General features: G+C 76.2%; 8 protein-coding genes and 1 tRNA gene. 4 read left to right on the top strand and 5 right to left on the bottom strand.

Annotated elements, in window-relative coordinates; all coding sequences use genetic code 11:
• The first annotated feature begins 87 nt into the window (after positions 1–87).
• A complete protein-coding gene (locus JHAT_RS13050; RefSeq protein ID WP_077798287.1) occupies positions 88–885 on the top strand; it encodes an N-formylglutamate amidohydrolase in 798 nt (265 codons plus the stop codon).
• A gap of 18 nt (positions 886–903) precedes the next feature.
• On the opposite strand, the gene JHAT_RS13045 is transcribed toward JHAT_RS13050, so the two are convergent.
• The 3 genes from JHAT_RS13045 to JHAT_RS13035 are packed head-to-tail and all read right to left on the bottom strand — an operon-like array spanning position 904 to position 3,487.
• The gene (locus JHAT_RS13045) at positions 904–1,407 is read right to left on the bottom strand and encodes a hypothetical protein (RefSeq protein ID WP_077798286.1); all 504 of its coding nucleotides are present in this window, start codon (positions 1,405–1,407) and stop codon (positions 904–906) included.
• On the bottom strand, positions 1,404–2,036 hold the full coding sequence (locus JHAT_RS13040; protein WP_171990878.1) for an RNA polymerase sigma factor: 633 nt from the start codon (positions 2,034–2,036) through the stop codon (positions 1,404–1,406). The genes JHAT_RS13045 and JHAT_RS13040 overlap by 4 nt, the downstream gene beginning before the upstream one ends.
• Before the next feature lie 17 nt (positions 2,037–2,053).
• Positions 2,054–3,487 carry a S8/S53 family peptidase gene (locus tag JHAT_RS13035; protein WP_077798285.1) on the bottom strand — a complete coding sequence of 478 codons (1,434 nt, stop codon included), beginning with the start codon at positions 3,485–3,487 and terminating at the stop codon, positions 2,054–2,056.
• Between the two features lie 187 nt (positions 3,488–3,674).
• Here JHAT_RS13035 and JHAT_RS13030 point away from each other — a divergent pair, with 187 nt between their 5' ends.
• On the top strand, positions 3,675–6,431 hold the full coding sequence (locus JHAT_RS13030) for a CHAT domain-containing tetratricopeptide repeat protein (RefSeq protein WP_253195482.1): 2,757 nt from the start codon (positions 3,675–3,677) through the stop codon (positions 6,429–6,431).
• Between the two features lie 9 nt (positions 6,432–6,440).
• Here JHAT_RS13030 and JHAT_RS13025 read toward each other — a convergent pair whose 3' ends face one another.
• Entirely contained in the window at positions 6,441–8,309 is a 1,869-nt protein-coding gene (locus JHAT_RS13025) for a LuxR C-terminal-related transcriptional regulator (RefSeq protein ID WP_077798284.1), read from the bottom strand.
• A gap of 71 nt (positions 8,310–8,380) precedes the next feature.
• Between JHAT_RS13025 and JHAT_RS13020 the strand changes: the two genes are divergently transcribed.
• Positions 8,381–9,460 carry a hypothetical protein gene (locus JHAT_RS13020; protein WP_077798283.1) on the top strand — a complete coding sequence of 360 codons (1,080 nt, stop codon included), beginning with the start codon at positions 8,381–8,383 and terminating at the stop codon, positions 9,458–9,460.
• Positions 9,461–9,804: 344 nt separating this feature from the next.
• On the opposite strand, the gene JHAT_RS13015 is transcribed toward JHAT_RS13020, so the two are convergent.
• Positions 9,805–9,878 (bottom strand) — tRNA-Pro (locus JHAT_RS13015).
• A 207-nt stretch (positions 9,879–10,085) separates the two neighbouring features.
• On the opposite strand from JHAT_RS13015, the gene JHAT_RS13010 reads away from it, so the two are divergent.
• On the top strand, positions 10,086–11,045 hold the full coding sequence (locus JHAT_RS13010; protein WP_077798282.1) for a bile acid:sodium symporter family protein: 960 nt from the start codon (positions 10,086–10,088) through the stop codon (positions 11,043–11,045).
• The last annotated feature ends 29 nt before the right edge of the window (positions 11,046–11,074 follow it).

Genomic DNA, 11,074 nt, shown 5'->3' with positions numbered 1-11,074 from the left:
CACCCCGTCTCCGTCCGTCGGAGGCGGGGTGCCCGTCTCTTCGCCGCCGCCTGCGGCGCCCCCGATTCACCCTTCTGGAGCAGCCCCATGACCGACGCCCCGCAGACCTTCGAGCTGCTGCCCGGCGCCCCGCACTCCCCCGTGATCCTGCACGTGCCGCACTCCTCGCGGGAGATACCGGCCGACGTCCGCCCCGGCATCGTCCTCGACGACGCGGCACTGGAGCGGGAGCTCGACCACATCACCGACTCGCACACGGCCGAGATCGCCGAGGCCGCGGCCGGACTGGCCGGCGTCACGCCCTGGCGGTTCGTGAACCGGGCGTCGCGGCTGGTGGTCGACCCGGAGCGGTTCCCGGACGACCGCGAGGAGATGACGGCCGTCGGGATGGGCGCCGTGTACACGCGGACCACGCACCGCGAGGTGCTGCGGGCCGACGGCACCGACCCGGAGCCGCTGCTCGAACGGTACTTCCGGCCGTACGCGCGGGCGATGTCCGAGGCGGTCGCCGACCGGCTCGCCGCCACGGGGAGAGCCGTGATCGTCGACGTGCACTCCTACCCCACCGAGCCGCTGCCCTACGAGCTGCACGGCGAGGGCCCGCGCCCGCCGGTCTGCCTGGGCACCGACGGCTTCCACACGCCGCCCGGGCTGCTCGCCGCCGCCCGCGAGGCCTTCGCGCCGTGCGGGGAGACCGGGCTGGACAGCCCGTTCAGCGGGACGTACGTGCCGCTGGAGTTCTACGAGAAGCGGGGTGAGGTCGGCGCGCTGATGGTGGAGATCCGCCGGGACACCTACATGAGCGAGCCGGGCGGTCCGGCCGGGCCCGGCCTGTCCCGCCTCGCGGCGTCGCTGGCGGCGCTCGTCGACGCCGTGTCGGGCTGACCGGCCGGCCGCCTGCGGTCAGGCGCGCAGCCACTCCGTGACGACCACCGCGCCGCCGGTCCGCAGCCGCAGGGCGAACGGGCCGGCGGGCGGGGCGTCGCCGGTGAAGCGGCCCATGTCGTCGGCCGTCAGCCGCGCGTGGGCCAGCGGGCCGGTGAGCACCTCGATCCGGGCCGGACCCGGCGGGAGCACCTGCCCGAACAGTCCGCCGGAGGTCACCTCCACGTCGACGATCACGTCGTCCGCGCGGAAGGTCAGCATCCGCGGCGGGTCCGGTTCCCCCCGCACCGGGATGGCGTCGGTCAGCGAGTCGAAGGTCAGCTCGGCGACGCGCGCCTCCAGGTCGTGCAGCGCGTAGGCGTCGACGGCGATCCGCCGCAGCCCGGCCGGCACCGGGTCCAGGATCGCGGCGGCCTGGCGCAGTTCCTCCTCCAGCGGCCCGGTGTCCCGCTCCCCGTCGGCGAACGCCGCGTCGGCCGGTCCGTCCCCGGCGTCGTCGTAACCGCCGTGCACGTCGCTCATGTCGTCGTCCCCCGTGCCTCGAGCCGGGCCCGCAGCCGGCGCAGACAGCGCTGGCGCGTCGGCCCGATGCTGCCCACCGCGATTCCCAGCGCGGCGGACACCTCCTGATAACTGGGCGGTGGCGAGGAGATCAGCACCCTCAGCAACTGGCGGCAGCGTTCGCCCAGTTCCTCGAACTCCTGCCACAGCCGCCGCACGCGTTCGGTCTGTGCGGCGGCCTCCTCGGAGTCGAGCACCGACTCCTCGGGCGTACGGTCCTCGCTCGGCCGGTCGAGCAGCTGCGGATCGTCGGTCGGCGTCCAGCGCTTCGACGCCTTCAGCAGCTTCAGGCACTCGTGGCGCGCCGTGCTCGCCAGCCACGAGCCGGTCTTCTCCGGCTCCCGGATCCGCCCCAGGTGCTGGGCGAACCTGAACCAGGCGGTCTGGTACACCTCGTGCGCGTCGGCGTCGGACAGGCCGTGCGCCCGTACGACCGACCACACCAGCGGTCCCAGTCCGTCCACCAGTGACTTCCAGGCGGCCGCGTCCCCGTCGGCGGCCGACCTGACGAGCGCCCCGACATCTGCACGGTCCACGGCCTCACCCCTCGTGTACGACACGTCATCGTACGCCGCGCAGGGGGCGCCCATGCCCGGCACGGCGCCGCTCACGTCCCCGCGGCCGGCGGTCCGACGGGGACCGGACGCCAGGTGGGCGGCAGCAGCGCCGGTACGTGCGCTCCGCGCACCTCGGCGAACTCGGTGACGGTGGCGAGCAGTTGTCTGCGGGCCGCGCGGGGGTCGGTCTCCTTGCGCTCCGTCATGTGGGAGGCGATCAGCCCCGCGGCCACGGGGGTCGCGAAGGAGGTGCCGCTCCACTGCGCGTGCCCTTCGAACATCACCTGGTCCGGCTTGGCGGGCGCCTCGCCGGGCTCGCTGAGCACCCCGTTGTGCCGGGGGTACCGGCAGGTGCAGGCGTAGCCGAAGCCGAACCGGCAGGCGTCGTAGGTGGAGTGCTGGTAGACGTACGGCACGGGCGTGCCGAAGCCGGTGAGGGCGCTGGTGAGGCGCTCGCCGGGGGCATAGGCCTTGACCCAGCCGCCGTGGTTGCTGAAGCAGGCGCCGAACTCGCCGTCGGCGCGCAGCGCGCCGACCGACAGGACGGCGTGCTCCCAGCCGGGCAGGTCGGCGTAGGCGGCGGGCCAGAAGGGGGTGGCGCTGGCGTTGTTGCCGGCGGCGGCGACCAGCAGGGTGCGCTGTTCGCGCAGTTCCTCCATGAAGGCGTGGAGGCCGAGCAGGCCGTCGGTGCGGCCGTTGGAGGTGCCGGCGGAGAGGCTGAGGATGTCGGGCCAGCCGTCCCGGTCGACGGCCTCGAAGAGCTTCTCGCCGAACTCGGACTCCAGGATCGCTCCGGCGTCGTTGAGGGTGCCGCGCACGGTCACGTCGGTGTTGGGGGCGACGGCGGCGAGGAGGCCGGCGATGAAGGTGCCGTGGCCGACGTACTGCTGGAGGACGCCGTCGTCGTCGCACTCCCTCGTCTGGGCGTCGCCGTCGGTGTGGACCAGCGGCGGGTAGGAGCGGTAGTCGTGCATGAGGCCGGTGTCGACGACGAGGACGCCGACGGCGGTGCCCGCGTCGTACTCGGTGGCGGCCGGCGCCGGGTTCGGCGGCTCGCCGACCGGGACGGGCACGGGTTCGTCGCCGGGGCAGGCGTTGACCGCGATGGACACGACGTGGTTGCGGCTGACCAGGCGGCGGCCCGCGCGGCCCTCCGCCGTCCGCAGGGAGCGCAGGGCGTGCGCGACGGCCGGGTCGCCGTCGCGGGCGCCCTCGCCGGGGTCGCCGACCCGGATGCGGGTGATGCCGGTGCGGTTGGTCTCGGGGCCCGACCGGCGGACGTGGTCCGGGGTCAGGCCGGCGAACGCGGTGAAGTGCTCGCGCACGGTGTCCTCGACCAGGCGGGCCTCCTCGCCGTCGCGGGCGAGGACGACGCCCTTCTCGTAGAAGAACTCGGCGGAGTCGTCCGGGCCCATCGCCAGCGGGACGTCGGGCATCGAGCGCTGGATCTGGTCGAACTGCTCGCGGAATCGCTGTGGTGCCATGCGGGTCCTCCACTGAGGCGGCTGCCGTGGCGACGGCCGCCGGCGGTCGTGCGCGGTCGTGCGCGGTCGTCAACCAGAGTCGGCGGACGGTCGATTGATACAGACTCGAACCTGTGGGACGTGGTTGCGGACCACTACCATCCGTGGGGTGACAGCGGGAGACGACTCGGTTCTCGGACTGCTGCCGATGGTGTTCGCCGCTCCCAACGAGGCCCTGGAGCGGGCGGGAGAGGTGCTCGGCGCCGGTCCGTCGCCGCTGCACGCCTCCGTCGCCCACCAGGTGATCGGCATCTGGCAGCGGGACTTCGGCGACATGCGGCGGGCGCTGGCCCACCTGCGGCGCGCCCGCGACCTCGCGGCCCGGGCGGACTCGGCCGAGCGGGAGGCGGACGTGCTGGCCACGCTCGGGGTCGCCCTCGTGCACGCCGGACGCACGCGGGACGGTCTGGCGGCGTTCGAGCGGGGCGTGGCCCGCGGCACCGGGCACACCAGGGCACGGGTGCTGTACCGGCGGGCGTACGTGTGGTGGGTGCTGGGCCGGCACGGCGAGGCGCTGGAGGACGTGCGCCGGGCGGTCCCGGTGCTGCGACAGGCGGACGACGTGATCTGGACGGCGCGGGCGCTGACGCTGCGGGCGACCGTGCACCTGGCGCTGGGCGCGGTGGAGCGGGCGGAGGCGGACTTCGCGGCGGCGGAGGCGCTGTGGGACACCACCGGCCAGGAGCACGACAAGGCCGACGCGGTGGAGAGCCGGGGGCTCGCGGCGTTCCGGTCCGGTGACGTGCCGGCGGCGCTGCGGCTGCTGGACGAGGCGGAGGAGCGCTACGCGAAGCTGGGCACGCCGACGTTCATGCTGACCATCCGGCGCTGCGAGGTGCTGCTGGCGGCGGGGCTCGCGCCGGAGGCGCTGGCGGAGGCGGACGCGGCGATCACCGCGCTGGACGGCATCGGCGGGCAGTCCACGCGCAAGGCGGAGCTGTTGCTGGTGGCCGCGCGGGCGGCCCGGCTGGCCGACGACGCGCAGACCGCGATCGCGCGCGCGGCCGTCGCGGTGCGGCTGTTCGCCGCGCAGCGGCGCACCTGGTACGAGACGCACGCCCGGCTGGTGCTGATCGAGGCGCGGGTCGCGACGGGGCGCGCCTCGGGCCGGCTGGTCGCGGACGCGGCGGCGGTGGCGGAGCGGCTGGCCGCGTTCGGGGCGCCGGCCGCGCCGGAGGCGTCGCTGCTGGCGGGCCGGATCGCACTGGAGCTGGGCTGGACGGCCGACGCGGAACGGCATCTGGCCGTCGCCGCGCGCAGTCGCCGCGGCGGGCCGCCGCTGGCGCGGATGACGGGCTGGGCGGCGCAGGCGCTGCGGGCCCGGGCGGCGGGGTCGACGCGGGGCGTGCTCGAGGCGTGCCGGCGGGGACTGGACGTCCTGGACGACCACCGGATGACGCTGGGCGCCTCGGAGCTGCGCGCCCGGGCCACCGCGCAGGGCGCGGAGCTGGCGGCGACGGCGCAGCGGGCGAGCCTGGTCTCGGGCGGGCCGCGGCGGCTGCTGGTGTGGAGCGAGCGGTGGCGGGCGACCGTGCTGTCGGCGCCGCCCGCCCGGCCGCCGGCCGACCCGGCGCTGCTGAGCGGCATGACGGCGTTCCGGGAGATCGCCGCCCGCGCGGAGGAGGCCCGGCTGGACGGCGGCCGGCCCGTCCCCGCGCTGGAGCGCGAACAGCGGCGTCTGGAACGGGAGATCCGCTCCCGCACCCTGCACATGCGGGGCGAGGCGTCCGGGGACGGCGACCGGTTCGACGTGGACCGGCTGCTGCGGCGGCTCGGTGACGAGGTACGGCTGGTGGAACTGGCGGTGCTCGACGGGCGGGTGCACGTGCTGCTGTGCGGGCGGGGACGGGTACGGCGGTTCGAGGCGGGGCTGCTGGCCGCGGCGGAGCGGGAGGCCGAGCACGTCCAGGCGGGGCTGCGGCGGCTGGCCCATCCGGGCGCGGAGGCGCGGCTGCCGGTGGTGGAGGCCGCGGGGGCACGGCTGCAGGAGCTGCTGCTCGGTCCGGCGGCGGCGCACCTGGGCACCGGCCCGGTCGTGATCGTCCCGCCGGGGCGGCTGCACCGGGTGCCGTGGGCGCTGCTGCCCGCGCTGCGGGAGCGGGTGCTGAGCGTGTCGCCGTCGGCGAGCAGCTGGCTGCGCGCCCGTGAGACGACGCCCCCGCCCGGCGGCCGGCGGGTGCTGGTCCGCGGCCCGGGGCTGGCGACCGGCGGGGCCGAGGTGACGGAACTCGCCGGCCGGTCCGCCGGTCCGGCACCCGGCGGCCGGTACGAGGGGCCGGGTGCCCCCGGGGACGGCGGGGGGCCGGGGGCGCGGGGCGTCCACGGCGGGCCGACGGTCGCGGCGGCGGGTGAGAGGGCGGACCAGGGAGCGCGGTCGCCGGTCACCGGGCCGGGCGGCGGGCGCGGGGAGCCGGCCGAGGACCGGTACGGGGCCCCGGTCGTGCTGGAGGGGGACGGGGCGCGGGTGCCGCGGGTGCTGCGGGAGCTGGACGGGGCCGCGCTGGCGCACATCGCCGCGCACGGCACGTTCCGCGCGGACAGCCCGCTGTTCTCGTCGCTGCGGATGGCCGACGGTCCGCTCATCGTGCACGACCTGGAGCGGCTGGACCGCAGCCCGTACCGGATCATCCTGTCCTGCTGCGACACCGCCCGGTTCGCGTCCGTCGGCGCGGACGAGCTGCTCGGGCTGGTCACCGCGCTGCTGCCGCTGGGCACGGCCGGGGTGGTGGCGTGCAGCGCGCCGGTCAACGACGCCGCGGTGGTGCCGCTGATGCTCGCGCTGCACAAGGGCCTGGACGCCGGGCTGTCCCTGGCGGAGTCGCTGCGCGACGCACGGGCCGCGCTGCCGGGCGACGCGGTGCACCAGGCCACGGGGTGGGCGTTCTCGGCGTTCGGGGCCGCCTGACACGAGGGGTCAGGCGGGCTGGACCGCGGGCAGGTCCACCAGCCAGGGCAGGGCGTCGCGGTCGCCGGCGCCGAGGCGGGTGTAGGCGCCGTAGAGGTGATTGCCGACGGTGCGGACGGAGAGGGTGAGTCTCTCGGCGATCTGCCGGTTGCTCAGCCCCGCGGCGGCGAGCGTGACGATCTGCCGTTGGCGGGCGGTGAGTTCGCCGAGCACCAACCCCGACAGGGCCGGGGTGCGGGCGCCCTCGCACCGCCGGGCGAGGGCGACGGCGCGGGTGCGGGCGGTGCGGGCGGCCCGCGGATCGCGGTGGATTCGTACCGCCTGGGCGTGCGCCTCGGCCGCGAAGAGCAGGAAACCGCGCCGCTCCAGTTCCCCGGCCACCCGGTCCAGTCGCGGTCCGTCACCGCGGGCGAGGGCGTCGGCGTGGGCGGCGAAGACGCCGGTCAGCCGGCCGGCGGCGTGCTCGGGGGCGCCGAGCCGGACGGCGTCGTAGGGATCGCCGTCCGTGGCCGCCCGGACCGCCCCGTCGAGGTCGCCGCGCGCGGCGGCCGTCCACGCGGCCGCACCGCCGTCCCCGCCCCTGCGCACGGCCGGTGTCCCGCCCGCCGGTGGCCCGCCCGCCGGGGGCACGTTCCCCGACTGGGCCGTCGCCAGGGCGAGCTCGGTCAGGCATCCCGGGTCGCCGGTGTCCTCCCGCAGGCCTTCGCGGGCCCACGCCGCCGCCTCCCGCAGCCGGCCGCGCAGCCGGGCGAACCGGGCGCGGACGGCCGCGTCGTCGGCCGGCACCGGCGCCCCCTCCGCCACCAGCCACTCCCCCACGGGTGCCGGAAGGGCCCGTACGTCGGCCTGTGCGATCCGCCGGTTCAGCGCGTCCGTCTCCGCCGCCAGGGCGGGGCCGCACCGGTCCGGGGTGCGCGACAGCCGCCGGGCCCGCAGCCGGCCGGCCGCGGCGCGCAGCACGGGTCCGTGCAGGGGGTGGGCGAGGCGGGCGGAGCCGTCGTCGTCGACGCGGACCAGGCCCTCGGCCTCCAGGCACTCCAGGGTCCGCAGGTCGAGGGTGTCCGGGTCGAGGGGCAGGGGTTCGGCGAAGGCGAGGCGGTCGAGCGTCTCGCGTTCCTCGGGGCGGGCGCGGCCGAGGAGGTGGGCGGCGCGTTCGCGCACGGCCGGGGTGAGGGGCACCGGGCCCCGCCACGCCTGCTCGTCCGTGCCCGGGACCGGGGTGAGCAGCCCGTCCTCCCGCACCGCGGTGAGCAGGTCGCGCAGCAGCCGCAGGTCTCCCCGGCACAGGCGGTGCAGCCGGTCCACGGTGAGCGGTTCCAGGGCGGTGCCCGCGCCCGCCGTGAGCAGGTCCGCGGTCTCCTCGCGGGACAGCGGTTCCAGGGTGAGCCGGGGCAGCAGCTCGCCGGTCCACAGCCGGGACACCGCGCCCGGCACCGGGGCGCCCTCGGTGGCGACGACCAGGAGCCGGGTGCGGCCCTGCACGGCGAGCTGGTGCACGAGGGCGGCGGAGGCGTCGTCGAGCAGGTGCGCGTCGTCGACCACCAGCAGGCGTGCCCCGGACAGGAGGTGCACGGCGCGGTGCAGGGTGACGGTCTCGGGCAGCAGGTGGGCGAAGGCGGCGAAGGGGATGCCGCGGGTCCCGGGCGTTCCGGCCGCGCGGGCGCAGTCCGCGCCGCGGACGGCCTCCGTCACGAGCCGGGTCTTCCCGCAGCCCGCCGGTCCCGTCACCACGATGCCGCCCCGCCCGGCGGCCAGGGAGCGGCGCACCAGTTCCCGTTCGTCGGCGCGGCCGGTGAACGGCCAGGGCATTTGAAGCGTCCTCGCGTCCCGCGCGGGCGTCGTCACAGTCGTCACGGCAACAGGAGTCCGCCTACTCATTCCTGATACAGGGCGACTTGAGCAGCCCTCGACTCAGGTGTCCGGGCGGGCCGGACGGCAGGCTGGGGGCCATGACCGCTCGCTACTGCTCGCTCGCGCGGCAGTCCGCCCCCGCGTATCCGCCGGGGCTGGCCGCCGAGCGGCACGCCGCGCTCGTCGGCGGGCAGCGGATGTGGGTCAACGGCACGGTGCTGCACTACTGCTTCCTCGGCGGTGACACCGACACCTCGGTCGTCCCCCTGCGGGGCACGGGCCGGCCGCGGCGGGGGGCGTGGGCCGGTACGGAGGAGCAGCGGGCCGTGGTGCGCGACTGCTTCCAGGAGTGGCGGGACCTCGGGATCGGGCTGGTCCTCACCGAGGTCGGTGACCGCTCGGAGGCCGAACTGCGCATCGGTTTCCGGCCCGGCGACGGCTCCTGGTCCGCGGTGGGCCGCGACGCGCTGCGGACCGGCCTGAACGACCGCACCATGAACTTCGGCTGGGACCTGACCGCGCCCGGGGGACGTGCGACGGCCCTGCACCAGATCGGACACGCGCTCGGCATGCTGCACGAGCACCAGAGCCCGTACGCGGGCATCCTCTGGGACGACGAGGCCGTCTACGCCGAGCTGGCGGGGCCGCCGAACCACTGGAGCCGGGAGCGGACGTTCCACAACATCCTGCGCAAGCTGGACTCGGATGAGGTCAACGGCCCGGTCTGGGACCCACAGTCGATCATGGAGTACCCCTTCCCGCCGGGGCTGATACTGGAGCCGGAGCACTACCGCGCGGGCCTGTACCCGCCCGGCACCCTCTCCGCCGCCGACAAGGAGTTCGCCCTGCGCTGGTACCCGGCCGTCGGCCGGCCGGGGCCGCTGGTGCCGTTCCGTTCGGTGCCGCTCGGCCTCGGACCGGGTGAGCAGGCCGACTTCCGCCTCGACCCGCCGGAGACCCGCGAGTACACCGTCGGCACGTTCGGCGACAGCGACGCCGTCGTCGTGGTCTTCGAGGAGCGCGGCGGGGAGCCCCGCTTCCTCGCCGGCCACGACGACGGGGGGACACCCCGCAACGCCACCATCAGGGCCCGTCTCGTCAAGGGCCGCCGTTATGTCGTCCGGGTGCGCCTGTACTCCTCGTGGGGTGCGGGCGAGACGGCGGTCATGTGCTGGTGACCGCACGGCTCCACCGCATCCGGCCACGACCGGCCGCAGTCCGGCGCCGGGGGCCGGCCGGGGACCTCGCCTTCGGGGGACGGTGTCGTTCGGACACCGGTCCGAGGTGACGTCCCCGGTCCGCCGGGCCCGCTACTTCGGGGGATGTAGCGGGCCCGGCCATGGTCAGGGGCGAGGCGACGGGCCGGCCGGTGAGTGTCGGACCTTCACCAGGATCACCGGGGAGGTGCCGCCCGGTGTCCCGGGTGCGGCGAGGGGGCGTCCACGCCGCGGTCCGCCGCGTGCGCGGCCGACACGACGAAGGGCCCCCGCGAGCCACTGCTCGCGAAGACCCTTCGGCACCGTCGGGACGACAGGATTTGAACCTGCGACCCCTTGACCCCCAGTCAAGTGCGCTACCAAGCTGCGCCACGTCCCGGTGCGTGTCCCACGGACCGCGTGCGAGCGGTTTCCGTGTGATCGCGCAGGTCAACCCTACCCCATCCGCACGGCGGGGTTCGATCACCGGCCGCTCCCCTCGCAACGGGCGGCGACGTACGGGGCGGACCGCCGGTGCGAGCCGCCCCGATGATCACATCGCGAGACGGCGTTGCGTCACGCCCGCCGCCGGGCGTTACCTCGCACGGTGCGTACCGAACGACCCGAACACCTCAGCGACGACGTCACCGGCGACCGCTCCGCGCGCCGCGCCGTCACCGTCTTCCCGCTCCTCGTCCTCGCGGCCGGCGCCCTCGGCCTCCTGTTCCCGGGGAGTTTCACCGGGTGGGGCGAGGCGGTGCCGTACCTGCTGGGGGTGGTGATGTTCTGCATGGGCGTCACCATGACCCCGGAGGACTTCCGCGGTGTCGCCGCGCGCCCCTGGGCGGTGGCCCTCGGGCTGGTCGCGCACTACGTCATCATGCCGGGGCTCGGCTGGGCCGTCGCCCACCTGCTCCACCTCTCGCCGCAGTTGGCCGCCGGTGTGATCCTGGTCGGCTGCGCGCCCAGCGGCACGGCCTCCAACGTGGTGACCTACCTGGCCCGGGGCGACGTCGCCCTGTCGGTCTCCGTCGCCACCGTCTCCACGCTCGTCGCCCCGCTGGTCACCCCGCCGCTGACGCTGCTGCTGGCCGGTGAGTACCTCCCGGTCGACGCCGGTTCCATGGTGACGGACATCCTCAAGACGGTGCTGCTGCCGATCCTCGCGGGCGTCGTCGTACGGCTCGTGGCGGGGCGGTACGTGCGGCGGGCGCTGCCCGTGCTGCCGTGGCTGTCCGCGCTGACGATCTCCGTGATCGTGGCCGTGGTCGTCGCGGGCAGCGCCGACGCCATCAGGTCGGCGGCCGGCATGGTGTTCCTCGCCGTCGTGCTGCACAACGGCCTCGGGCTGGCGCTCGGCTACGGCGCGGGGCGCCTCGGCCGACTCGGTGAACCGGCCAGCCGTGCCATGGCCTTCGAGGTCGGCATGCAGAACTCCGGCCTCGCGGCCTCGCTGGCCACCGCCCACTTCAGCCCCCTGGCGGCACTGCCGGCGGCGGTGTTCTCCGTCTGGCACAACGTCTCCGGCTCCCTGACCGCCGCCTGGCTCTCGCGCCGGGGGCGGTGACCCGCGGCCGGCCGGGCGGGATTCTCCGA

The organism is Streptomyces sp. JHA26, assembly GCF_002005565.1.
Taxonomy (GTDB): domain Bacteria; phylum Actinomycetota; class Actinomycetes; order Streptomycetales; family Streptomycetaceae; genus Streptomyces.
Note: the sequence above shows the minus strand (reverse complement) of the source record. Positions and strands in the feature narration are given on the sequence as shown.